This is a genomic window from Pseudomonas sp. AG1028, from assembly GCF_007993955.1.
GTDB lineage: Bacteria > Pseudomonadota > Gammaproteobacteria > Pseudomonadales > Pseudomonadaceae > Aquipseudomonas > Aquipseudomonas straminea.
The window spans coordinates 56,603-79,491 of sequence record NZ_VIVP01000013.1; the positions used below are offsets into that span (position 1 = coordinate 56,603).

22 protein-coding genes are annotated in these 22,889 nt (G+C 62.0%); 15 read left to right on the forward strand and 7 right to left on the reverse strand.

Going from position 1 to position 22,889, the window contains the following annotated elements; translation table 11 throughout:
• The first annotated feature begins 206 nt into the window (after positions 1 to 206).
• From FB481_RS20535 to prpF, 5 genes are all read left to right on the forward strand, one after another.
• A complete protein-coding gene (locus FB481_RS20535) occupies positions 207 to 926 on the forward strand; it encodes a GntR family transcriptional regulator (RefSeq protein WP_147177640.1) in 720 nt (239 codons plus the stop codon).
• A complete protein-coding gene (gene prpB / locus FB481_RS20540) occupies positions 923 to 1,810 on the forward strand; it encodes a methylisocitrate lyase (RefSeq protein WP_027905548.1) in 888 nt (295 codons plus the stop codon). Before FB481_RS20535 ends, prpB begins: the two co-directional genes overlap by 4 nt.
• A 30-nt stretch (positions 1,811 to 1,840) precedes the next feature.
• On the forward strand, positions 1,841 to 2,998 hold the full coding sequence (gene prpC / locus FB481_RS20545; RefSeq protein WP_013791633.1) for a 2-methylcitrate synthase: 1,158 nt from the start codon (positions 1,841 to 1,843) through the stop codon (positions 2,996 to 2,998).
• A 13-nt stretch (positions 2,999 to 3,011) separates the two neighbouring features.
• The gene (gene acnD / locus FB481_RS20550) at positions 3,012 to 5,621 is read left to right on the forward strand and encodes a Fe/S-dependent 2-methylisocitrate dehydratase AcnD (protein WP_178109914.1); all 2,610 of its coding nucleotides are present in this window, start codon (positions 3,012 to 3,014) and stop codon (positions 5,619 to 5,621) included.
• 158 nt (positions 5,622 to 5,779) lie between these two features.
• A complete protein-coding gene (gene prpF, locus FB481_RS20555; RefSeq protein ID WP_147177567.1) occupies positions 5,780 to 6,958 on the forward strand; it encodes a 2-methylaconitate cis-trans isomerase PrpF in 1,179 nt (392 codons plus the stop codon).
• A 13-nt stretch (positions 6,959 to 6,971) separates the two neighbouring features.
• Here prpF and FB481_RS20560 read toward each other — a convergent pair whose 3' ends face one another.
• The gene (locus FB481_RS20560) at positions 6,972 to 7,610 is read right to left on the reverse strand and encodes a LysE family translocator (protein ID WP_147177568.1); all 639 of its coding nucleotides are present in this window, start codon (positions 7,608 to 7,610) and stop codon (positions 6,972 to 6,974) included.
• A 21-nt stretch (positions 7,611 to 7,631) separates the two neighbouring features.
• Positions 7,632 to 8,450: a pyruvate, water dikinase regulatory protein gene (locus tag FB481_RS20565; protein ID WP_013791629.1), complete on the reverse strand. Its 819-nt coding sequence runs from the start codon at positions 8,448 to 8,450 to the stop codon at positions 7,632 to 7,634.
• Positions 8,451 to 8,627: 177 nt separating this feature from the next.
• On the opposite strand from FB481_RS20565, the gene ppsA reads away from it, so the two are divergent.
• The 8 genes from ppsA (at position 8,628) to FB481_RS20610 (ending at position 16,658) form a co-directional block, all read left to right on the forward strand.
• Positions 8,628 to 11,000 carry a phosphoenolpyruvate synthase gene (gene ppsA / locus FB481_RS20575; protein WP_013791628.1) on the forward strand — a complete coding sequence of 791 codons (2,373 nt, stop codon included), beginning with the start codon at positions 8,628 to 8,630 and terminating at the stop codon, positions 10,998 to 11,000.
• A 146-nt stretch (positions 11,001 to 11,146) separates the two neighbouring features.
• Positions 11,147 to 12,151: an alpha/beta fold hydrolase gene (locus FB481_RS20580; protein ID WP_147177569.1), complete on the forward strand. Its 1,005-nt coding sequence runs from the start codon at positions 11,147 to 11,149 to the stop codon at positions 12,149 to 12,151.
• A gap of 90 nt (positions 12,152 to 12,241) precedes the next feature.
• Entirely contained in the window at positions 12,242 to 12,727 is a 486-nt protein-coding gene (rraA, locus tag FB481_RS20585; RefSeq protein WP_147177570.1) for a ribonuclease E activity regulator RraA, read from the forward strand.
• A 40-nt stretch (positions 12,728 to 12,767) separates the two neighbouring features.
• Positions 12,768 to 13,763: a zinc transporter ZntB gene (locus tag FB481_RS20590; protein ID WP_147177571.1), complete on the forward strand. Its 996-nt coding sequence runs from the start codon at positions 12,768 to 12,770 to the stop codon at positions 13,761 to 13,763.
• A gap of 54 nt (positions 13,764 to 13,817) precedes the next feature.
• Positions 13,818 to 14,066: a CrfX protein gene (locus tag FB481_RS20595; protein ID WP_093504413.1), complete on the forward strand. Its 249-nt coding sequence runs from the start codon at positions 13,818 to 13,820 to the stop codon at positions 14,064 to 14,066.
• Between the two features lie 2 nt (positions 14,067 to 14,068).
• Complete coding sequence (locus tag FB481_RS20600) at positions 14,069 to 14,893, forward strand: mechanosensitive ion channel domain-containing protein (RefSeq protein ID WP_093504415.1); 825 nt, start codon at positions 14,069 to 14,071, stop codon at positions 14,891 to 14,893.
• A gap of 88 nt (positions 14,894 to 14,981) precedes the next feature.
• Positions 14,982 to 15,572, forward strand: a complete 591-nt coding sequence (gene sigX, locus FB481_RS20605) for an RNA polymerase sigma factor SigX (RefSeq protein WP_093505094.1) — start codon at positions 14,982 to 14,984, stop codon at positions 15,570 to 15,572.
• Between the two features lie 105 nt (positions 15,573 to 15,677).
• Positions 15,678 to 16,658, forward strand: a complete 981-nt coding sequence (locus tag FB481_RS20610; protein ID WP_147177572.1) for an OmpA family protein — start codon at positions 15,678 to 15,680, stop codon at positions 16,656 to 16,658.
• Positions 16,659 to 16,947: 289 nt separating this feature from the next.
• On the opposite strand, the gene FB481_RS20615 is transcribed toward FB481_RS20610, so the two are convergent.
• Positions 16,948 to 17,262, reverse strand: a complete 315-nt coding sequence (locus FB481_RS20615; protein WP_147177573.1) for a transcriptional regulator — start codon at positions 17,260 to 17,262, stop codon at positions 16,948 to 16,950.
• A gap of 194 nt (positions 17,263 to 17,456) precedes the next feature.
• Between FB481_RS20615 and FB481_RS20620 the strand changes: the two genes are divergently transcribed.
• Positions 17,457 to 17,849: a hypothetical protein gene (locus FB481_RS20620; RefSeq protein WP_027910930.1), complete on the forward strand. Its 393-nt coding sequence runs from the start codon at positions 17,457 to 17,459 to the stop codon at positions 17,847 to 17,849.
• 17 nt (positions 17,850 to 17,866) lie between these two features.
• On the opposite strand, the gene FB481_RS20625 is transcribed toward FB481_RS20620, so the two are convergent.
• A complete protein-coding gene (locus FB481_RS20625) occupies positions 17,867 to 18,796 on the reverse strand; it encodes a LysR family transcriptional regulator (RefSeq protein ID WP_147177574.1) in 930 nt (309 codons plus the stop codon).
• A gap of 139 nt (positions 18,797 to 18,935) precedes the next feature.
• On the opposite strand from FB481_RS20625, the gene FB481_RS20630 reads away from it, so the two are divergent.
• Complete coding sequence (locus tag FB481_RS20630) at positions 18,936 to 20,147, forward strand: acyl-CoA dehydrogenase (protein ID WP_147177575.1); 1,212 nt, start codon at positions 18,936 to 18,938, stop codon at positions 20,145 to 20,147.
• A gap of 4 nt (positions 20,148 to 20,151) precedes the next feature.
• Here FB481_RS20630 and FB481_RS20635 read toward each other — a convergent pair whose 3' ends face one another.
• The 3 genes from FB481_RS20635 to FB481_RS20645 form a co-directional block, all read right to left on the reverse strand.
• The gene (locus FB481_RS20635; RefSeq protein ID WP_147177576.1) at positions 20,152 to 20,346 is read right to left on the reverse strand and encodes a hypothetical protein; all 195 of its coding nucleotides are present in this window, start codon (positions 20,344 to 20,346) and stop codon (positions 20,152 to 20,154) included.
• Positions 20,343 to 21,335 carry a TerC family protein gene (locus tag FB481_RS20640; RefSeq protein WP_147177577.1) on the reverse strand — a complete coding sequence of 331 codons (993 nt, stop codon included), beginning with the start codon at positions 21,333 to 21,335 and terminating at the stop codon, positions 20,343 to 20,345. Before FB481_RS20640 ends, FB481_RS20635 begins: the two co-directional genes overlap by 4 nt.
• A 154-nt stretch (positions 21,336 to 21,489) precedes the next feature.
• On the reverse strand, positions 21,490 to 22,869 hold the full coding sequence (locus FB481_RS20645; protein WP_147177578.1) for a phosphate ABC transporter substrate-binding/OmpA family protein: 1,380 nt from the start codon (positions 22,867 to 22,869) through the stop codon (positions 21,490 to 21,492).
• Positions 22,870 to 22,889 lie beyond the last annotated feature (20 nt).

Here is a 22,889-nt window from a genome sequence, read left to right on the forward strand (position 1 = left end):
ACTGCATCGCCTAAACACTTGCGCAATCCTGGGTGTGCGCGGCGTCACGCGCGGCATGTTGGCAGCTGGGTGTCTAGGCTGATGAAGAGCCTGGGCGCCAGCCGTACTGGTTTTTTGTCTAAATCCGTTGATTGTCGACACCTAGTGCTTGAATAAATGCGATTTATCGAGTTATCTAGGTTTATTGGTCTTTGAGTGTCGACAATATGCTGGATGTCATCGAAGTAAATAGCGCTCAGGAGGATTCCGGCACGCTCGCCGAAAACGTCTTCCGCCAGATTCAGCTGGCCATCGTGCGTGGCGAGATTGCGCCGGGCTCGAAGATTTCCGAGCCGGAGCTGGCACGTACCTACGGCATCAGCCGTGGGCCGTTGCGTGAAGCGATTCACCGGCTGGAGGGGCAGAAGCTGCTGGTGCGTGTGCCCCATGTCGGCGCGCGGGTGGTTTCGCTCAGTCACGCCGAGCTGATCGAACTCTACGAAATCCGCGAATCCCTGGAAGGCATGGCCTGCCGTCAGGCGGCCGAGCGCATGAGCCAGGCCGAGATCGACGACCTGCGCCGGGTGCTGGAGCTGCACGAGCAGGACGCCGCCTTCCAGGCCGGTGTCGGCTACTACCAGCAGGAAGGCGACTTCGACTTTCACTACCGGATCATCCAGGGCAGCGGCAATCGCACCCTGGCCAAGCTGCTGTGCGACGAGCTGTATCAGCTGGTGCGCATGTACCGCCTGCAGTTCTCTGCCACGCCCAACCGGCCGCACCAGGCTTTCGCCGAGCACCACCGCATTCTCGACGCCATCGAAGGCCGTGACGGCGAGCTGGCCGAGCTGTTGATGCGCCGTCATATCGGCGCCTCCAAACGCAATATCGAGCGCCACTATAAAGAGGCGCTCGCCACCCCATCCAAGACCCGAGGTGATTCATGACCCAGCTTTCCGCCGGCCAGCGTTTCCGCCAGGCCCTCGCCGAAGAGCAGCCGCTGCAGGTGATTGGCGCGATCAACGCCAACCATGCGCTGCTGGCCCAACGTGCCGGTTTCAAGGCGATTTACCTCTCCGGTGGCGGTGTCGCGGCCGGCTCTCTGGGCTTGCCGGATCTGGGCATCAATACCCTGGACGATGTGCTGATCGACGTGCGGCGCATCACCGATGTGTGCGATCTGCCGCTGATGGTCGATATCGACACCGGTTTCGGGCCCAGCGCCTTCAATATCGAGCGCACCATCAAGAGCCTGATCAAAGCCGGTGCTGCGGCTGCCCATATCGAGGATCAGGTCGGCGCCAAGCGCTGCGGCCATCGGCCGGGCAAGGAGATCGTTTCCTGTGAGGAAATGGTCGATCGCGTACGCGCTGCCGCCGATGCCAAGACCGATCCGGATTTCTTCCTGATCGCCCGCACCGACGCCATCCAGGCCGAGGGCGTTGACGCAGCCATCGAGCGCTGCCTGCGTTACGTGGAGGCAGGCGCCGACGGCATCTTCGCCGAGGCGGCCTATGACCTGCCGACCTACCAGCGTTTCGTCGAGGCGCTGAAGGTGCCGGTACTGGCCAATATCACCGAATTCGGCGCCACGCCGCTGTTCACCCGCGACGAGCTGGCCTCGGTCGGCGTCGCCATCCAGCTCTATCCACTGTCCGCGTTCCGCGCTGCCAACAAGGCGGCTGAAAGTGTCTACACCTCGATCCGCCAGAACGGCCACCAGAAAGACGTGGTCGAGCAGATGCAAAGCCGCGCCGAGCTCTATGACCGCATCGGCTATCACGCTTTCGAGCAGAAGCTCGACGCGCTGTTCGCCGCCGGCAAGAAGTAAGAACAAGAACAACAGTCTGAGGAGATAACCATGAGCGCCACCGAAACCACGCCGGGCTTCAAACCGAAGAAATCCGTTGCCCTTTCCGGTACTGCCGCCGGCAACACCGCGCTGTGCACTGTGGGCCGTACCGGCAACGACCTGCACTACCGCGGTTATGACGTGCTGGATTTCGCCAACCGCTGCGAGTTCGAGGAGATCGCCCACCTGCTGGTGCACGGCAAGCTGCCCAACGTCGCCGAGCTGGCGGGTTACAAGGCCAAGCTCAAGGCTCTGCGCGGGCTGCCGGCCGGGGTGAAGGCGGCGCTCGAACAACTACCACCGTCGGCGCACCCGATGGATGTGATGCGCACCGCAGTGTCCGTGCTCGGTTGTCTGGCGCCGGAGAAGGACGACCACAACCATCCGGGCGCCCGCGATATCGCCGACAAGCTGATGGCTTCCCTTGGCTCGGCGCTGCTGTACTGGTACCACTACAGCCATAACGGCAAGCGCATCGACGTGGAAACCGACGACGACTCCATCGGCGGCCACTTTCTGCACCTGCTGCATGGCGAGAAACCGCGTGAGTCCTGGGTGCGCGCCATGCACACCTCGCTCAATCTGTATGCCGAGCACGAATTCAATGCCTCGACCTTCACCTCGCGGGTGATCGCCGGCACCGGTTCGGACCTGTTCTCCTGCATCGCCGGCGCCATCGGTGCGCTGCGCGGGCCCAAGCACGGCGGCGCCAACGAAGTGGCCTTCGAAGTGCAGAAGCGCTACGACAACCCGGACGAGGCCGAGGCCGATATCCGCGAGCGGGTAGGGCGCAAGGAAGTGGTGATCGGCTTCGGCCACCCGGTCTACACCGTCAGCGACCCGCGAAACAAGGTGATCAAGGAAGTGGCCCGCGAGCTGTCCGTGGAGCAGGGCAGTACCAAGATGTTCGATATCGCCGAGCGTCTGGAAACCATCATGTGGGACATCAAGAAGATGTTCCCCAACCTCGACTGGTTCAGTGCCGTGAGCTACCACATGATGGGCGTGCCCACTGCCATGTTCACCCCGCTGTTCGTCATCGCCCGTACCGCTGGCTGGTCCGCCCACGTCATCGAGCAGCGCATCGACGGCAAGATCATCCGTCCGAGCGCCAACTACACAGGCCCCGAAGACCTGAAGTTCGTGGCGCTCAAGGACCGTAAATAAGATGAATGACGTCGTGAACAGCCAATACCGCAAGCGCCTGCCCGGCACCGAGCTTGATTACTTCGACGCCCGTGAGGCGGTCGAGGCGATCCAGGCCGGTGCCTGGGCGAGGCTGCCCTACACCTCGCGCGTACTCGCCGAGCAGCTGGTACGCCGCTGCGATCCGCAAGACCTGACCGCGTCGCTGGAGCAGCTGGTCTACCGCAAGCGTGACCTGGATTTTCCCTGGTACCCGGCGCGGGTGGTCTGCCACGACATTCTCGGCCAGACCGCGTTGGTCGACCTTGCCGGCCTGCGCGATGCCATCGCCGAAAAAGGCGGTGATCCAGCCAAGGTCAACCCGGTGGTGCCGACTCAGTTGATCGTCGACCATTCGCTGGCCGTGGAAGCGCCGGGCTTCGACCCGGACGCTTTCGAGAAGAATCGCGCCATCGAGGATCGCCGCAACGAGGATCGCTTCCACTTCATCGACTGGACCAAGACCGCGTTCAAGAACGTCGACGTGATCCCCGCCGGCAACGGCATCATGCACCAGATAAACCTGGAGAAGATGAGCCCGGTAATCCAGGCGCGCGGCGGCATCGCCTTCCCCGATACCTGTGTGGGCACCGACTCGCACACCCCGCACGTCGATGCCTTGGGCGTGATCGCCATTGGCGTCGGCGGCCTGGAGGCCGAGACGGTGATGCTTGGCCACCCGTCGATGATGCGCCTGCCCGATATCGTCGGTGTCGAACTGACCGGCCAGCGTCAGCCCGGCATCACCGCCACCGATATCGTCCTGGCGCTGACCGAGTTTTTGCGCAAGGAGCGGGTGGTGGGCGCCTGGGTCGAGTTCTTTGGCGAGGGCGCCGACAGCCTGTCCATCGGCGACCGCGCCACCATCTCCAACATGTGCCCGGAGTATGGCGCCACCGCCTCGATGTTCTATATCGACGGCCAGACCATCGACTACCTCAAACTCACTGGCCGCGAGCCGGAGCAGGTGGCGCTGGTGGAAAGCTACGCCAAAACCCTTGGGCTATGGAGCGACTCCCTGAAAACTGCCGAGTACGAACGCGTACTGCGCTTCGACTTGGGCAGCGTGGGCCGCAATATGGCGGGGCCGAGCAACCCACACCGCCGCCTGCCGACCTCGGCGCTGGCCGAGCGCGGCATCGCCGACGAAGTCAAACTGCAAGCCGGCAAGGGCGAAGAGGCGCAAGGGCTGATGCCGGATGGCGCGGTGATCATCGCTGCCATCACCAGCTGTACCAATACCTCCAACCCGCGCAACGTGGTGGCCGCCGGCCTGGTGGCCAAGAAGGCCAATGCGCTGGGTCTGGTGCGCAAGCCCTGGGTGAAGACGTCGTTCGCGCCGGGTTCCAAGGTCGCCAAGCTGTACCTGGAGGAAGCCGGACTGCTGCCGGAGCTGGAGAAGCTCGGCTTCGGTATCGTCGCCTACGCCTGCACCACCTGTAATGGCATGTCCGGCGCGCTGGATCCGGTGATCCAGAAGGAAATCATCGACCGCGATCTGTACGCCACCGCCGTGCTCTCTGGGAATCGCAACTTCGACGGGCGCATCCATCCTTATGCCAAGCAGGCCTTTCTGGCGTCGCCGCCGCTGGTGGTGGCCTATGCCATCGCCGGCACCGTGCGTTTCGACATCGAGCAGGATGCGCTGGGCTATGACGCGACTGGTAATCCGATCACGCTGAAGGATCTGTGGCCGAGCGACGAGGAGATCGATGCCATCGTCGCCGCGTCGGTAAAGCCCGAGCAGTTCAAGCAGATCTACATCCCGATGTTCGACCTGGGCAGCGTGCAGGAGGCCGAAAGCCCGTTGTACGACTGGCGGCCGATGTCCACCTATATCCGCCGCCCGCCGTACTGGGAGGGTGCATTGGCCGGTGAGCGTACGCTCAAGGGCATGCTGCCCCTGGCGATCCTGCCGGACAACATCACCACCGATCACCTATCGCCGTCCAACGCCATCCTGGCGGACTCGGCCGCCGGGGAGTATCTGGCGAAAATGGGCTTGCCGGAGGAAGACTTCAACTCCTACGCGACCCACCGGGGCGACCACCTGACCGCCCAGCGCGCCACCTTCGCCAACCCGCAGCTGGTCAACGAAATGGTCGTGATCGATGGGCAGGTGAGAAAGGGCTCTCTGGCCCGCGTCGAGCCCGAGGGCAAGGTGATGCGCATGTGGGAGGCCATCGAGACCTACATGAACCGCAAGCAGAACCTGATCATCGTGGCCGGTGCCGACTACGGCCAGGGTTCGTCCCGCGACTGGGCGGCCAAGGGCGTGCGCCTGGCGGGTGTGGAGGTGATCGTCGCCGAAGGCTTCGAGCGCATTCACCGCACCAATCTGGTGGGCATGGGCGTGCTGCCGGTGGAGTTCAAACCGGGCACCACGCGCCTGACCCTCGGGCTGGATGGCACCGAGCGCTATGACATCGAAGGCGATATTGCGCCCCGTTGTGAGTTGACGCTGGTGATCCATCGCCGCGATGGCGAGGTGGTATGGGTACCAGTGACCTGCCGCCTGGATACGGCGGCGGATGTCAGCGTATACAAGGCCGGCGGCGTGCTGCAGCGCTTCGCCAAGGACTTCCTCGAAGGCGTGGTGGCTTGATCGAGTAGGGTGGATGGCGCTTTACCGACCCACCAGGGGGCTCTCCCCGGTGGATGGAAAGCGCCAGCTACGCCTGCCGACCCACCCTGTAGCCAATCCGGGAAAACCAGTATCAACTTGCCCGGATCGCATCCGGGCCATTTTTCAGGACTGCACCCATGGCTCATCTGCCTCAAGTGAAAATCCCCGCCACCTACATGCGTGGCGGCACCAGCAAGGGCGTGTTCTTTCGCCTGCAAGACCTGCCAGAGCCCTGCCAGGTGCCGGGTGAGGCCCGTGACAAGCTGTTCATGCGGGTGATCGGCAGCCCGGATCCTTACGGGGCGCAGATCGACGGCATGGGCGGGGCGACGTCGAGCACCTCCAAGTGCGTGATCCTGTCGAAAAGCACGCGGCCGGATCACGATGTCGACTACCTCTACGGCCAGGTGTCCATCGACAAGGCGTTCGTCGACTGGAGCGGCAACTGCGGCAACCTGTCTACAGCGGCCGGGGCTTTCGCCATTCATGCCGGCCTGATCGATCCCTCGCGGATTCCCGAGAACGGCACCTGCGTGGTGCGCATCTGGCAGGCCAACATCCACAAGACCATCATCGCCCACGTGCCGGTCAGCAATGGCCAGGTGCGGGAAACCGGCGACTTCGAACTGGACGGCGTGACCTTTCCGGCGGCGGAGATCGTGCTGGAGTTTCTCGACCCGTCGGACGATGGCGAAGAGGGCGGCTCGATGTTTCCCACCGGCAATCTGGTGGACGAGCTGGATGTGCCTGGCGTCGGTACGTTCGAGGCGACCCTGATCAGTGCAGGCATCCCGACCATCTTCGTCAATGCCGAGGATATCGGCTATCAGGGCACCGAGCTGCGTGAGGACATCAATGCGGACCCGGCGCAGCTGGCGCGCTTCGAGCAGATTCGCGTGGCCGGCGCCTTGCGCATGGGCCTGATCAAGAGGGCTGAAGAGGCGTTGACCCGCCAGCATACGCCCAAGGTGGCGTTCGTCAGCGCGCCGAAAAGCTACCGGGCCTCAAGTGGCAAGACGGTCGACGCGGGTGAGGTCGACTTGCTGGTGCGGGCGCTGTCCATGGGCAAGCTGCACCACGCCATGATGGGCACCTGCGCCGTGGCCATCGGCGCAGCGGCAGCGGTGCCTGGGACCCTGGTCAATCTGGCGGCGGGCGGCGGCGAGCGCCAGGCGGTGCGTTTCGGCCATCCGTCCGGCACCTTGCGAGTCGGTGCCGAAGCAAGTCAGGTCGATGGCAACTGGGTGGTCACCAAGGCGATCATGAGCCGCAGTGCGCGAATCCTCATGGAAGGCTGGGTGCGCGTGCCTGCGTGATGCCGGCAGGCTTTCAGTGCTGAGTCGTGCTGAGCAGCAGACCACCGGCGCCCATGAAAAAGGCGCCGGTGGTGCGGTTAAGCCGCTGCGCGCCTTGCCGGGTGCGGATGAAGCGGCGGATCTGCCGGCCGAACAGGGCATAGACCAGCGAGGCTGCGTATTCGGCCAGCAGGTAGGTGGCGCCCAGGTATATGAACTGTTCGCTTGCCGGCTCGCCGGGCTTGATGAACTGCGGGAAGATCGCGGCGAACAGCAGAATCGCCTTGGGGTTGCTGATACCGATCAGAAACTCCTGCAGCATCAGGCGGCCGATACGTCGTTGCGGCTGCACGGCCGGCACCGCGCCTTCCAGGTCCAGGCCATTGAATTCCCGGCTGCGCCAGGCGCTGATGCCCAGATAAAGGAGGTACAGGGCACCGACCCACTTGATCGCCGTGAAGGCGGTTTCCGAGGCCAGCAGCATGGCGCCCAGGCCCACGGCGGAAATGCTCAGGAAGATGGTGAATGCCGCCACGCGCCCGGTGGTGGCCAGCAGGGCTGCGCCGATGCCATGACGAATGCCGTTGTTCATGGCGCAGAAGTTGTTGGGGCCTGGCGTCAACGCGATCAGGAAGGCGAGCGGAGCGAACAGCACGGCATCGGACAGCGTCATGACGAGACCCTCACAGGGGCATTATTTGAAGCGTCGTTCGACGCCTTTTTCCACCAGGATCTTGGCGGAGATTTCCTCGACCGAGAAATGCGTGGAGTCGATGAAGTTGATCGATTCGCGGCGGAACAGGCTTTCCACCTCGCGCACCTCGAATTCGCACTGAGCATAGCTGGCGTAACGGCTGTTTGGCTTGCGCTCGTTGCGAATCGCCGCCAGGCGGTCGGGGTCGATGGTCAGGCCGAACAGCTTGTCGCGGTGTTTCTTCAGCGAAGCAGGCAATTGCAGGCGTTCCATGTCGTCTTCGGTGAGTGGGTAGTTGGCGGCGCGGATGCCGTATTGCATGGCCATATACAGGCAGGTCGGGGTCTTGCCGCAGCGTGACACGCCGACCAGGATCAGGTCGGCCTTGTCGTAATAATGGGTGCGGGCGCCGTCGTCGTTGTCGAGGGCGAAGTTGACCGCCTCGATACGCTCCATGTAGTTGGTGTTGCCGCTGATCGAGTGCGACTTGCCCACCGAGTACGAGGAGTGGGAGTCGAGCTCCTGCTCCAGCGGCGCCAGGAAGGTCGAGAAGATGTCGATCATGAAGCCGCGGGACTCGACTAGGATGTCGTGGATTTCCTGGTTGACGATGGTGGCGAAGACGATCGGGTTGGCGCCGTCTCTGTCGGCGGCATTATTGATTTGTTGTACCATGGCGCGCGCTTTTTCCACGCTGTCCACGTAGGGGCGCGTGAGCTTGGTGAAGCCGATGGTGTCGAACTGGGCCAGCAGGCTTTGCCCCAATGCTTCTGCGGTGATACCGGTGCCGTCGGAGATGAAGTACGCGGTTCGAGTCATTGCGCAAATGGCCTATAAGCTGGGAACGAATCTTGGCTATGATAGGTCGGTTTTTTGCCGGCCCTGATGGGTTTGCATTGTTACTTATTTTCCAGGGCCAGGCCATTGTCCACCCGGCGCATGCCGACGGCGTTTCCAGCCCATGAGCTTTTCCAACACTGAAGTGGAGAGATCACCTTGGCAGAGTACGTAGTTTCCCTCGATAAGCTCGGCAATCACGACGTCGAGCATGTAGGGGGCAAGAACGCCTCCCTCGGCGAGATGATCAGCAACCTGGCGGGCGCTGGCGTTTCGGTTCCTGGTGGTTTCGCCACCACGGCCCAGGCCTATCGCGACTTCCTCGAGCAGAGCGGCCTCAACGCCCAGATCCACGAAGCCTTGGACGCGCTGGATGTCGACGACGTCAACGCCCTGGCCAAGACCGGCGCACAGATTCGCCAGTGGGTGATGGACGCCGAATTCCCGGCCGAGCTCGATAAGCAGATTCGCAGCGCCTTCGCCGCCATGGCGGGCGGCAACGACAACATGGCCGTGGCCGTGCGTTCCTCGGCCACCGCTGAAGACCTGCCGGATGCCTCCTTTGCCGGCCAGCAGGAAACCTTCCTGAACATTCGCGGCGTCGACAACGTCATCCGCGCGGCCAAGGAAGTCTTCGCTTCGCTGTTCAACGACCGCGCCATCGCCTACCGCGTCCACCAGGGTTTCGACCACAAGCTGGTCGCCCTGTCTGCCGGCGTGCAGCGCATGGTGCGTTCGGAAACCGGCACCGCCGGTGTGATGTTCACTCTGGATACCGAATCGGGCTTCCGCGATGTGGTGTTCATCACCGGCGCCTACGGCCTGGGTGAAACCGTGGTTCAGGGCGCGGTAAACCCGGACGAATTCTATGTGCACAAGCAGACCCTGGAAGCCGGGCGCCCGGCGATCCTGCGTCGAAATCTGGGCAGCAAGGCGATCAAGATGGTCTACGGCGATGAAGCCAAGGCCGGCAAGTCGGTGAAGGTGGTCGACGTCGACCGCGCCGACCGTGCGCGCTTCTGCCTGACCGACGCCGAGGTCAGCGAACTGGCCAAGCAGGCCATGATCATCGAGAAACACTATGGCCGCCCGATGGACATCGAGTGGGCCAAGGACGGCGACGACGGCAAGCTTTACATCGTCCAGGCCCGGCCGGAAACCGTGAAGAGCCGCGCTAGCGCCACCGTAATGGAGCGCTACCTGCTCAAGGAAAAAGGCACCGTGCTGGTCGAAGGCCGCGCCATCGGCCAGAAGATCGGCGCCGGCAAGGTGCGGGTGATCAATGACGTATCGGAGATGGACAAGGTCCAGCCCGGCGACGTGCTGGTTTCCGACATGACCGACCCGGACTGGGAACCGGTGATGAAGCGCGCCAGCGCCATCGTCACCAACCGCGGTGGGCGTACCTGCCACGCGGCGATCATCGCCCGTGAGCTGGGCATTCCGGCCGTGGTCGGCTGCGGAAACGCTACCCACGCGCTGCGTGACGGCCAGGGTGTGACGGTTTCGTGCGCCGAAGGCGACACCGGTTTCATCTTCGAAGGTGAGCTGGGCTTCGACGTGCGTCAGAACTCCATCGATGCCATGCCCGAGCTGCCGTTCAAAATCATGATGAACGTCGGCAACCCCGACCGCGCCTTCGATTTCGCACAGCTGCCCAACGCCGGTATCGGCCTGGCGCGCCTGGAATTCATCATCAACCGCATGATCGGCGTGCACCCCAAGGCGCTGCTGAACATGGACGGCCTGCCGCCGGAAATCCAGGAAAGCGTCGAGAAACGCATCGCCGGCTACGCCGACCCGGTGGGTTTCTACGTCGAGAAGCTGGTCGAGGGCATCAGCACCCTGGCCGCCGCGTTCTGGCCGAAGAAGGTCATCGTGCGCCTTTCCGACTTCAAGTCCAACGAATACGCCAACCTGATCGGCGGCAAGCTCTACGAGCCGGAAGAGGAAAACCCGATGCTGGGCTTCCGCGGCGCGTCGCGCTACATCAGCGAATCGTTCCGTGACTGCTTCGAGCTCGAGTGCCGGGCGCTGAAGAAGGTCCGCAACGAGATGGGCCTGACCAACGTCGAGATCATGGTGCCGTTCGTGCGTACCCTGGGCGAAGCCAAGCAGGTGGTCGATCTGCTCGCCGAAAACGGCCTGGCGCGCGGCCAGGATGGCCTGAAGGTCATCATGATGTGCGAGCTGCCATCCAACGCCATCCTCGCCGAAGAATTCCTCGAATACTTCGACGGCTTCTCCATCGGGTCCAACGATCTGACCCAGCTGACCCTGGGCCTGGACCGCGATTCCGGCATCGTCGCGCACCTGTTCGACGAGCGTAACCCGGCGGTCAAGAAGCTGTTGTCCAACGCCATCCAGGCCTGCAACAAGGCCGGCAAGTACATCGGCATCTGCGGCCAGGGACCGTCGGACCACCCGGATCTGGCGCGCTGGTTGATGGAGCAGGGTATCGAGAGCGTGTCCCTTAATCCCGACTCGGTATTGGAAACCTGGTTCTTCCTGGCTGAAGGTCAGCCGGGCTGATCGATTGGCATTGAGGTGACCCGAGGGCAGGTTCTACCTGCCCTTTTTTGTGTCAGCAGGCTCTTAAGCCGTTTCACCGGATTTTGAATATTGATGCCTGCCGCAGTTTGCTGTGGCAGGCAATTTGTTGTGTCAGAGCGAAGAAGATGCAAAGCAGCAGTGAGTTGTTTCCCGTAGCGCTGATGAGCGCCGAGCTACGTGGCGACCTGAGTGAAGATGTCTACCGCCTCAAACCCGGCAACAGTCCGGATTTCAGCGTCGAGCTGGCCCTGACCCGTCTCGGGCTGGCTGAGCAGGAAGAAGTCCGCGGCGAGCCGGTGATCCTGCTGCATGGCAGTTTTTCCAACCGACGCTTCTGGTATTCGGCTGGTGGTATCGGTCTTGGGCCTTATTTGGTGCGCGCCGGTTTCGATGTGTGGATCGCCGAGATGCGCGGCCATGGTCTGTCGCCGCGCAACCTGGCCTACCGGGACAACTGCGTGGCCGATTACGCCCGTTACGATCTGCCGGCGATCGCCGCCTTCGTCGCCGAGCAGAACCCGGCACCTATTCACTGGCTGGGGCATTCCCTGGGCGGCCTGACCCTGGCGGCGGCGCTGGGCGGCGGTTATCTGCCGCAGGCCGGTGTCGCCAGTGTCGGGCTGTTCGGCGCCGAGGTCAGTCGCCGCTACTGGATGCTCAAGGTGCCGCCTGTTGAATGGATCGCCCGTCTGCTGCTCAAGCGTTTCCCGGTGCTTTCGGGCGCACGATTCAAGCGCGGGCCGGAGGACGAGCCGATCGGTATTGCCCTGGAAACCTTGCGCTGGCATCGCCTGTTCGGTCGTTTCGGCGATGCCGAACGCGACTGGTGGGCAGGGCTGCAGGAGGTGAGGGTGCCGCTGCTGGCGGTGGCCAGCGACGCGGATGTGCAATGCCCGCCTGACGCCTGTCGTGAACTGTTCACGCAGTTCGCCTCGCCAGAGCGCGAGTTCGTGGTGCTGGGGCGCGGCCATGGTTTTGCCCATGAGTACGATCATGTGCAGATGCTGGTCAGCAAACCGGCTCAGGACGAAGTCTGGCCACTGGTGCATCGCTGGCTTGCCGGCGAACGCCAGATGCCGGCTCATGAGATGGATGAACAGGGTGGGGCGGCGGTTGCTGCCACGCTCTGATGCAGCCAGGTGGATGCGTCTGCGAGAGTGTTCGAGGCGTACCGGATAAGGCTATGCTGCAGCCTTCGAACACCCACCAGGAGCTTCGCCATGCACTACAGCACGCCCGATCTGTGTGACGCCAACCCGGAACTGGTCAGCGTCGTGGAGCCGATGTTCAGCAACTTCGGCGGTCGCGACTCGTTCGCCGGGCAGATCGTCACGGTCAAATGCTTCGAGGACAATTCCCTGGTCAAGTCCCAGGCCGAGCAGCCAGGCGCTGGCAAGGTGCTGGTGGTCGACGGCGGGGCGTCGCTGCGCTGCGCGCTGCTGGGCGACATGATCGCCGAGAAGGCCGCGAGTAACGGTTGGGAAGGCATGGTGATCTACGGCTGCGTGCGTGACGTCGACGTGCTGGCGCAGACCAATCTTGGCGTGCAGGCACTCGGAAGCCACCCGATGAAGACCGAGAAGCGCGGCCTGGGCGACCTCAACGTGGTGCTCAACTTCGGTGGCGTCACCTTCCGCCCGGGCGAATACCTGTATGCCGACAACAACGGCATCATCGTTTCACCGCAGGCGCTACAAAGCGAATAACCAGGGGCATACGCCGCCTGGCAGCAAGCAAGGGGTATGGATGTACGAGGAAGACAATGCCCAGTGGGGCCTGGTGCACGGCTTCGTGCTGGACGGCAAGGGCGGCGCTCAGGCGGTGGCCCGCGAGCAACTCGATGACTTGCGGTTGGAGGACGGGCAGAGCCTCTGGCTGCACTGGGATCGCAGCCACCCGCAGACCCAGAGCTGGCTGCGCCGTGACAGCGGGTTGAGCGAGTTCGCCTGCGACCTGCTGCTCGAGGAAAACACGCGGCCGCGTGCGTTGCCGCTACCTGACGACGAGTTGTTGCTGTTCCTGCGTGGCGTCAACCTCAACCCCGGCGCCGAACCTGAGGACATGGTTTCGGTGCGCATTTCTGCGGGTGCGCAGCGGGTGATCTCACTGCGCTTGCGCCCGCTGCGCGCCACCGAAGACCTGATCGAGCGCCTGCAGGCGGGCAAGGGACCGAAAAATCCTTCGGAGCTGATTCTGCAACTCAGCGATTATCTGACCGACAAGATCGAGGACCTGGTGACCGGGCTATCCGACCTGGTCGATGAGCAGGAAGAGCAGGTCGATGGCAACGAACGCACCTTGCCCGATCACGGTCTGCTGCTGCATATCCGCCGCCGCGCCGCGGGCCTGCGCCGATTCCTGTCGCCGCAGCGTGATATCTACGCACAGCTCACGCGCAGCCAGCTGCCCTGGTTGAGCCACGAAGACAGCTTGTACTGGAACGAGCTGAACAACCGACTGCTGCGTTATCTCGAGGAACTGGAGCTGACCCGCGAGCGTATCGGCCTGTTGCTGGAAACCGAGAACCGCCGGCTGGACGTGCGCATGAACCACATCATGTTCCGCTTCGGCATCATCACCTGCATCTTCCTGCCCATGAGCTTCGTCACCGGTCTCTTGGGTATCAACGTGGGCGGCATTCCTGGCGCCGAGAGTCCTTACGGGTTTCTGGTCGCCTGTTTGCTGATGGTGCTGATTGGCGTGGGGCAGTGGCTGCTGTTTCGACGTCTGCGCTGGGTGTGATGTGACTCACTCGGCAAGCGCTTCGTCTAGCGGAGACGTTCTGTGAGGTCTGCCATGCACGATCCATTTGAAGAATCTCTGCGTGATTTGTTGAAAGCCTCGTCCTCGCCTGCGCGAGACGACGATGCCTGCCTGAACCGGGTACTGAAAACCGCCAACCGCCAGGTGGGCGCGGGTGACCTGTTCGGCCTGATGGGGCACTGGGCCGGCGCCCTGATGATCGCCCTCAACAATGGCTCTTCCCATGTCGCACCGGTATCACGCCGTCGTGCTTCTGCTCGTTCTTCCGATAAGGCTCAATGAAAATGGAACTCGATCCCTGGACTCATAGCCTGGTCGCCGCGATGACGGCGCTGTGGACTAAAGTCGCCAGCTTCATTCCCAATCTGTTCGTGGCGCTGGTGCTGGTGCTGCTGGGCTTCATCGTCGCCAAGCTGCTCGATACGCTGCTTTCCAAATTGCTAGGCAAAGTCGGCCTCGACCGCCTGATGGCCGGTACCGGGCTGACCAAGATCCTCGGCCGCGCCGGCTTCCAGGTGCCGGTCTCCACCTTGATCGGCAAGATCGTCTACTGGTTCGTACTGCTGGTGTTTCTGGTTTCCGCCGCCGAGTCGCTGGGCCTGGAACGGGTCTCTGCCACCCTGGATGTGCTGGCGCTGTACCTGCCCAAGGTGTTTGGCGCAGCTCTGATCCTGCTCGCCGGTGTGCTGCTGGGTCATCTGCTCAGCGGCCTGGTACGCGGCGCCGCCGAAGGCGTTGGCCTGGATTACGCCCATGGTCTGGCACGTCTTGCCCAGGGGCTGGTGATCATCATCAGCATCTCCGTGGCCATCGGCCAGCTGGAGGTCAAGACCGACCTACTCAACAACGTCATCGCCATCGTGCTGATTTCCGTCGGCCTGGCCGTGGCGCTGGCCCTTGGCCTGGGCAGCCGCGGGCTGGCCAGCCAGATTCTGGCCGGCATTTATGTACGTGAGTTGTACCAGGTTGGGCAGGAAATCGAAGTGGACGGCGTGCAGGGGCAGATCGAGGAGATCGGCACGGTCAAGACCACCGTGATGACGGACTCCGGCGAGCTGGTTTCGCTCGCCAATCGGGTATTGCTCGAGCAACGGGTGAGCAGCCGCTGAAAGGCATTTCTGCTACGCTATGCACCCAGCCAGTGGCCTGCTCGACAGGCGCTGGCTGCTTTCGTCCTGACCGTTGGCCCAATCTGCTTTGAACGCATCCCAAACACCGTCACTGCGCTATGACCCACGCGAGCTCTCCGACGAGGAGCTTGTGGCACGTGCCCATGACGAGCTGTTCCATATCACCCGTGCGTACGAAGAACTGATGCGACGTTACCAACGCACGCTGTTCAATGTATGTGCGCGATATTTAGGGAACGATCGAGATGCCGACGATGTCTGTCAGGAGGTGATGCTCAAGGTTCTATATGGGCTCAAGAACTTCGAGGGTAAATCGAAGTTCAAGACCTGGCTGTACAGCATTACTTACAACGAATGCATCACTCAGTACCGCAAGGAGCGTCGCAAACGTCGTTTGATGGATGCACTGAGTTTGGATCCTCTGGAAGAGGCGTCGGAAGAAAAGGCGCCAAAGATAGAGGACAAAGGCGGACTGGATCGCTGGCTCGTGCATGTGAACCCGATTGACCGGGAAATTCTGGTGCTGCGTTTTGTCGCAGAACTCGAGTTCCAGGAGATCGCCGACATCATGCATATGGGACTCAGTGCTACCAAGATGCGTTACAAGCGAGCGTTGGACCGATTGCGGGAAAAGTTTGCAGGTATTACCGAAAGTTAGTTCGGGGCAAGCTTTAACTGGCAAAGGTGAGTTTTAGTAAACTTACCGCAGACTCGCATGTCTACCTGCATGCGGATCAATCACTCATAGATGGGGATTTAACGGATGAAACTGAAAAACACCTTAGGCGTAGTCATTGGCTCCTTGGTAGCCGCTACCTCCATGGGCGTGCTGGCCCAAGGCCAAGGCGCTGTCGAGGTGGAAGGCTTTGCCAACCGCTACTTCACCGACAGCCAGCGTGATTTCGCTCACGACGAAGGCAACCAGTTCGGCGCAAGCGTTGGCTACTACCTGACCGACGATGTCGAGCTGGCACTGTCCTACGGCGAATACCACGACCTGCGTGGCGAAGGCGCTGCTGGCAGCAAGAACATCAAGGGCAACCTGACTGATCTGAAAGCCCTCTACCACTTCGGCCAGCCGGGTGTAGGTCTGCGTCCTTACGTTTCCGGCGGCGTTGGCCATCAGAGCATCGGCGACGCCAACAAAGGCGGTCGTGACACTTCGACTCTGGCCATCGTTGGTGGCGGTGCCAAGTACTACTTCACCGAAATGTTCTATGCCCGTGCAGGCGTCGAAGCGCTGTACAACATCGACAAAGGTGACACCGAGTGGCAAGCCGGCGTTGGTGTCGGTCTGAACTTCGGTGGCAGCACCCGTCAGGTCGCTCAGGTAACTGAGCCGGCTCCAGAGCCGACCCCGGCTCCGGCTCCGGTCGTTGAAGAAGCTCCGCAAGTCGTTCGCGTCGAACTGGACGTGAAATTCGATTTCGACAAAGCTGCTGTCAAGCAAGAAAGCTACGGTGACATCAAGAACCTGGCTGACTTCATGAACCAGTACCCGCAGACCACCACCACTGTTGAAGGTCACACTGACTCCGTCGGTACTGACGCTTACAACCAGAAGCTGTCCGAGCGTCGTGCAAACGCTGTTCGTGAAGTGCTGGTCAATCAGTACGGCGTAGGCGCTGACCGCGTCAACTCGGTTGGTTACGGCGAGTCCCGCCCGGTTGCTGACAACGCTACCGAAGAAGGCCGTGCCATCAACCGTCGCGTTGAAGCTGAAGTAGAAGCCCAAGCCAAGTAATAGGCTCAGGCATCATGAAAAACCCGGCTCAGGCCGGGTTTTTCTTTGCCCGTAAAAAAGTGCGGTACAAATAAAAACGGCATCTACCAGAACACCCGATGGGGGAAGGTGGTCTGGCAGATGCCGTGTGCGTTACCCAGCTTCCCATCTAAGGGCTGCCAGGCTATGTGGTTCTCGTCAAAGCAAGCATCGCGCCAAGGTACCAAGACGCAGTCGATGCCGGCGCAATATGACCAGGCACCGGCCTGTATCGAACCATTAGCGAGCGCCGGCGCCCATCGCTGCTTCATCAGGAGGCAGGGCAGGCCCTGGCTTCTTCAACGTAATCCCTCAGCCAGTGCAGCACCTCGACGGCCTCCCAGCGATTCGGGTCGAACATCGCATAGGCCAGCCCCTGATAACCCACCACGTCGAGCTGGCGGTGATAGCCGGCGCGCTGCAGCAACGCTTCGATCTCGGCGAAGCAGGTGTTGAAGTGCAGACGATTGAAGGGCGTTTTACCTTCGGTAACGATTCCTTCCAAGTGCAGTTCCTCAACGATGAGGCGCACCTTGTCCAGCGGCATCCGGTTGACCGTGTGTTTGAGTTGCAATACGTCCAGCATCGTTAGGCTCCCGCTTAGGCCTGAGTTCGCCGGAAAATATCCGGGTCGGCGATCGTGTGATGACGGCTGCTAGGGTAATTCAAAAGTACTGTACAAATAAACAGTATTCGGTGATAGTGAGCCCCGACGCTTGCTGACTCCCCTGTCTGGTGGCCCTGTAAGGCGCCGCTGATCAATGCCGAGGACTCCCTGTAATGCACCAGATACTCATGACAATTGTGCTGTTGGTAACACTGACCGGCTGCGTACAGCCCCAGGTCGAGCAACCGAAGGTCAATGCCAATTACCTGGTCATCGAAGACGATCAGGCCTGGGCGGTACTGGTTTCCGATGGCAAGCGGGTCGAGGAACATGGCGTGGTGGTCGATGCCATCAAGCTCGACAGCAAGCAGGCGCCGGTTGCGGCGAGCTATGTGATCGACACACCCAATTGCGGCAAGCTGCAGTGGTTGGTCGAACGCCAGGACGCCGCCGATGGCGTCACTACCCGCATGACCCTGCACGACAACAAGCAACTGAGCGCGTCGAACTGCGTTATCGGCGAGGGCCTGACGCGGGTTTGGACGGTGCTGGACTATTCCAGCTGATCTTTCCTCAGTCGACCTCAGGCGCCGGCCGACGCTTTGCGATCCTCGGCGGTGATGCGCTGGCAGATCTCGATGATCTGTTCGCGCATCCAGCGGTTGGCGGGATCCTGATCGGTACTTTCATGCCAGTACAGGTGGGTCTCCAGCGAGGGGATGCCTGCCACTGGCAATTCACTGAAGTGCAGGTCGTTGTCGCGAGCGAAACGTTCCGGCACGGTGATCGCCATGTCGGTATCGCGCATCACCCGGCAGGCCATCAGATAGTGCTGCGAACGCAACGCAATACGCCGCTGAATGCCCATCTTGCCCAGCGCCAGGTCGACATAGCCCAGCCCACTGCGGCGGCTGGAGATCTGAATGTGGGTCAGTGACAGGTAGGCTTCCAGGCTGAGCTTCTCCTTGGCCAGCGGATGCCCATGGCGCATGGCGCAGACGTAGCGGTCTTCCATCAATTTGACGTGACGTACTTGCGGGTCGATGTTCAGCGGCGCATCCACGGCGAAGTCCAGGCGGCCGGCGGCCAGCTCCTTGGTGGTCTCACGACGTTTCACCAGCATGCTTTCGATGGTCACGCTCGGTGCCTGGCGACGTAGGCGCTGGAACAGCGGCGGCAACACCACCGCCTCGGTCAGGTCGGTCATGCTGATGCGAAAACTCTTGGTAGCCTGTGCCGGGTTGAAGGTGCGGCTTTCCTGCACCGAGATGCGCAGCTGCTGCAAGGCGTTGCGCACCGGGGTGATGATGTTCTGCGCCATGGGCGTGGGCACCATGCCTTGCGCGGTGCGCACGAACAGCGGGTCGTTGAAGGTCTCGCGCAGGCGGGCGAGGGCGTTGGACACCGCGGGTTGGGTGATGCCGACGATCTGCCCGGCTCGGGTGAGATTGGCTTCGGTGTAGATGGCGTCGAAGACCACGAAAAGATTGAGATCGACCTTGTTCAGGTTCATGCCTGAGCGACTCCAGAGTTGTTCTTGTGCGCCGATCTTATATCGGTGATGAATGTTAATACATGCCGAAAATAGCGTCGATTTATGACTCGCCGTCCACTAGCATCCCTGGCACACAGAAACGCAGCCGAGGTGCGCCGTGGATTTCGCCTATTCCCCCAAGGTTCAGCAACTGCGCGAGCGGGTTACCGCGTTCATGCAGGAACATGTCTATCCGGCCGAGGCCGAGTTCGAGCGCCAGGTCGCCCAGGGTGATCGCTGGCAGCCGACTGCGATCATGGAACAGCTCAAGGATCGCGCCAGAGGAGAGGGGCTGTGGAACTTGTTCCTGCCCGATTCCGAGCTGGGCGCGGGGCTCACCAATACCGAATACGCGCCGCTGGCCGAGATCATGGGCAGCTCGCTGATCGGCCCTGAGCCGTTCAACTGTGCGGCCCCCGACACCGGCAACATGGAAGTGCTGGTGCGTTACGGCAGCGAAGAGCAGAAACGCCAGTGGCTCGAGCCGCTACTCAATGGCGATATCCGTTCGGCCTTCGCGATGACCGAACCGGGTGTTGCCTCATCGGACGCCACCAACATGCAGGCCACCGCCGTGCGTGATGGCGATCAATGGGTGATCAATGGCCGCAAGTGGTGGACCTCGGGCGCCTGCGATCCGCGCTGCAAGATCATGATCTTCATGGGCCTGAGCAACCCCGATGGCCCACGGCACCAACAGCATTCGATGATTCTGGTGCCCATGGACACGCCCGGCGTGAAGGTGCTGCGCCCGCTGCCGGTGTTCGGCTATGACGATGCGCCCCATGGTCACGCCGAAGTGCTGTTCGAGGACGTGCGCGTGCCGTACAGCAACGTGCTACTCGGTGAGGGGCGCGGCTTCGAGATTGCCCAGGGCCGCCTCGGGCCGGGTCGCATTCACCATTGCATGCGCTCCATCGGCATGGCCGAGCGGGCCCTGAAACTGATGTGCGAGCGCGCGCTCGAGCGCACCGCCTTTGGTAAGCCGCTGGCCCGGCTGGGCGGCAATATCGATCTCATCGCCGAGTCGCGCATGGAGATCAATATGGCGCGCCTGCTGACCCTCAACGCGGCGTACATGATGGATACCGTCGGCAACAAGGTGGCAGCCAGCGAGATCGCGCAGATCAAAGTGGTAGCGCCGAATGTAGCGTTGAAGGTGATCGATCGCGCCATTCAGATCCATGGCGGGGCAGGGGTCAGTGGTGATTTTCCGCTGGCCTACTGGTACGCCATGCAGCGTACCCTGCGTCTGGCCGATGGCCCGGACGAGGTGCACCGTGCGGCCATCGGCAAATACGAGCTGGGCAAGTATCAGCAAAAAACCTGATGATCTAGCTGCCCGGCTCCTTGCCGGTGTCGGGCACCAGGCTCAGCCGTTTGCCGTTCAGACGCATGTGCAGTTGGGCCGCGATGGCGCGAGCGGCGCCTTCATCGTCGAACATCAGCGTGCGTTTGCCCAGGCGCACACACCAGCGCACGCCGCCGGGCTTTTCCAGTCGCTCAAGCTGCACCTCTTGTTCGTTCACGTCGTCTCGGCAGGTCGCTTGTTTCGGGTTTTCAGCAGCGACAGGATGACGCCGCCGAACAGCACGCCCATGGTAACGCCGAGCGAAAGCAAAGCGGGAACCTTGATGAAACCGTGCAGGAAAATCTTGCAGCCGATGAACATCAGCACGATGGCCAGCGCGTACTTCAGGTATACGAAGCGATGCATCAGCGCGGCCAGGGCGAAGTACAGCGCGCGCAGGCCGAGAATGGCGAAGATGTTCGAGGTGTAGACGATGAACGGATCCTGGGTGATGGCGAACACCGCTGGCACGCTGTCCACCGCGAACACCAGATCGGCCAGCTCAATCAGTACTAGAGCGAGCAGCAGCGGCGTGGCGAACAGCAGCATCTTGCCGCTGACCGGATCTCTCTGCCGCACCAGAAATTTGCCGCCGTGCATATCGTCGGTCATACGGATGTGTTTGCGTAGAAAGATGAGCAGCTTGTTTTGCGACAGATCCGGATGCTCGTCATGGTCTTTGCTGAACAGCATCTTGATGCCGGTGAACAGCAGGAAGGCGCCGAATAGGTAGAGGATCCAGTCGAATTGCTGCACCAGGGCGGTTCCCAGGCCGATCATGATCGCCCGCAGCAGCACCACGCCGAGAATGCCCCAGAACAGCACGCGGTGCTGGTATTTGCGGGGAATGCCGAAGAAGCCGAGGATCATCGCCATGACGAACACGTTGTCCATCGACAGCGACTGTTCGACCAGAAAGCCCGTGTAGAACTCCAGCGCCTTGGTGGCGCCAAGCTCCCACCAGACCCAGCCGCCAAAGGCCACGCCCACGCTGAAATAGCCCGAGTAGAGCAGCAGGCTCTCGCGCATTTCGATTTCGTGTTGGTCGCGGTGCAGAACGCCCAGGTCGAAGACCAGCAGAGCGATGACGATGACCACGAAGGCCAGCCAGAAGTAGTACGGGGTGCCGAGAAACGGCGTGAGCATAAAGGCATGTAGAGCTGTCATGGGCCCTCCCTGTCGATGCCTAAGTTGAGATTCAACTTGGTGACTCCGACATCACGATGAGAGCAGCTCATCGCCAGAGGGGCCCGGCGTCACTTGCTTTAGAGGCTAGGCCGGATCACGCGGCCGAGCAAGTTTTAGCCGCGCCTCGAAAGGGTCAGTAGACCCAGACTTCCACGCGGCGATTCTTCAGCCTGCCGCTGTCGCCCTCGTTGTCGGCAACCGGCAGCTCGTCACCCAGGCCGGTGACTTCGCGCATCACCACGCCTTCGCGAACCAGCTCGCGGCGTACCGCCATGGCGCGCAATTTGGAGAGCAGCTCGGCCCTTGCGGGCAAGGCCTTGGGGTCGCCAAAGCCGACCAGCACCACTTTGTCCTGCAGCTTGTCGTGCTCGCGCAGGTAGTCGAGCACGCGGTACAGGTCCTGCTGCGCTTTGTTGTCCAGGCTGGCGCTGCCTTCCTGAAAGCGGAAGTTGACCGACAGACGCTGGGCGTTGCGGGCCAGCTCCTGATAGGCCGGCGGCATGTCCGCGGTGGTTGGGATCTTCACCGGCTCGATGCTCTGGGCGATAAAACCGTTCTGGGCGACGATGGCCTGACCGTGAGGGCTTTGCGCGAACTTGAGCAGTGCCTCGGCCCATGGATTGCTGCGTTTGGGTGGCGCGTAGATGAACAGTCGGCGCGACAGCGGGTAGTCCTCGGTAGCGATCAACGTCACGCTGGGCGCCATTGGCTGCGAGTCGCCGGCAGCGATAGCCACCGCCTTGGCATTGCGCACATAGGGCAGGCCGATAAAGCCGATGCCGTTGATATCACCCACCACCGAGTCGGAAAGCTGTTCGCTGGACTCGAAACGCTTGGCCTTGGCTGAAAGCTGCTTGCCGTTGGCGCTCAGCACCAGTTCCTTGAAGGTGTCGAAGGTGCCGGAGTTGTCGTCACGGGCATACAGGTCGATGGCGCCGGGGCGGCCGCCCAGTTGTGACCAGTCGCTGATCTCACCGGAGAAGATTTGCGCCAGTTGCAGGGTGCTCAAGGCAGCGATGGGATTTTTGGGGTGCAGCACGATAGCCAGGCCGTCGATGGCGATGACCTGCTCGGCGTCTCGGCTCTTCATGTTGCCCAGCGAAGCCAGGCTGGCATTTTCACTGTCCTTGATGGGGCGTGAGGAGGCGGCAAGCTCGGCGTTGCCCTGGCCGAGGGCGGTGAAGCCTGTGCTTGAGCCGTGGGCGGCGATGGTCACGCTGACCTTGCGACCGGCCGCGTTCAGCGCGCTGACCGTCTGCTCGTTTTCCTGGGTGGCGCTGGTGCGTATGTCATTGAAACCCTGTTCCTGCAGCAGGCCTCTGACCAGCGCCGGGCCGAGCTTGGCGCCAATGGTGTTGGAGCCCTGGATGCGCAGCACGGGCTGATTGCCGGGCGGAACGGGAAGTGCGGCGAAGGCTGTCCAGGGACTCAGGTAGAAGACGAAACCGAGCAGCAGAAAGGTCGCCGTTCGGCTCCAGGTCTCGTGGTCACAACGGGTTGAGGCGCGCAGCATGCGGCAATCACCTTGCAAGG

Excerpts from the sequence above, each read along its gene's own strand:
- FB481_RS20560 (WP_147177568.1), bottom strand. The coding sequence starts at position 7,610 with ATGACGCTGTCCGATGCCGTGCTGTTCGCTCCGCTCGCCTTCCTGATC.
- FB481_RS20640 (WP_147177577.1), bottom strand. The coding sequence starts at position 21,335 with ATGACAGCTCTACATGCCTTTATGCTCACGCCGTTTCTCGGCACCCCG.
- FB481_RS20625 (WP_147177574.1), bottom strand. The coding sequence starts at position 18,796 with ATGAACCTGAACAAGGTCGATCTCAATCTTTTCGTGGTCTTCGACGCC.
- FB481_RS20620 (WP_027910930.1), top strand. The coding sequence starts at position 17,457 with ATGCACCAGATACTCATGACAATTGTGCTGTTGGTAACACTGACCGGC.
- FB481_RS20645 (WP_147177578.1), bottom strand. The coding sequence starts at position 22,869 with ATGCTGCGCGCCTCAACCCGTTGTGACCACGAGACCTGGAGCCGAACG.
- FB481_RS20590 (WP_147177571.1), top strand. The coding sequence starts at position 12,768 with ATGTACGAGGAAGACAATGCCCAGTGGGGCCTGGTGCACGGCTTCGTG.
- rraA (WP_147177570.1), top strand. The coding sequence starts at position 12,242 with ATGCACTACAGCACGCCCGATCTGTGTGACGCCAACCCGGAACTGGTC.
- FB481_RS20565 (WP_013791629.1), bottom strand. The coding sequence starts at position 8,450 with ATGACTCGAACCGCGTACTTCATCTCCGACGGCACCGGTATCACCGCA.
- FB481_RS20595 (WP_093504413.1), top strand. The coding sequence starts at position 13,818 with ATGCACGATCCATTTGAAGAATCTCTGCGTGATTTGTTGAAAGCCTCG.
- prpF (WP_147177567.1), top strand. The coding sequence starts at position 5,780 with ATGGCTCATCTGCCTCAAGTGAAAATCCCCGCCACCTACATGCGTGGC.
- FB481_RS20535 (WP_147177640.1), top strand. The coding sequence starts at position 207 with ATGCTGGATGTCATCGAAGTAAATAGCGCTCAGGAGGATTCCGGCACG.
- FB481_RS20610 (WP_147177572.1), top strand. The coding sequence starts at position 15,678 with ATGAAACTGAAAAACACCTTAGGCGTAGTCATTGGCTCCTTGGTAGCC.
- prpB (WP_027905548.1), top strand. The coding sequence starts at position 923 with ATGACCCAGCTTTCCGCCGGCCAGCGTTTCCGCCAGGCCCTCGCCGAA.
- FB481_RS20580 (WP_147177569.1), top strand. The coding sequence starts at position 11,147 with ATGCAAAGCAGCAGTGAGTTGTTTCCCGTAGCGCTGATGAGCGCCGAG.
- FB481_RS20615 (WP_147177573.1), bottom strand. The coding sequence starts at position 17,262 with ATGCTGGACGTATTGCAACTCAAACACACGGTCAACCGGATGCCGCTG.
- FB481_RS20600 (WP_093504415.1), top strand. The coding sequence starts at position 14,069 with ATGGAACTCGATCCCTGGACTCATAGCCTGGTCGCCGCGATGACGGCG.
- prpC (WP_013791633.1), top strand. The coding sequence starts at position 1,841 with ATGAGCGCCACCGAAACCACGCCGGGCTTCAAACCGAAGAAATCCGTT.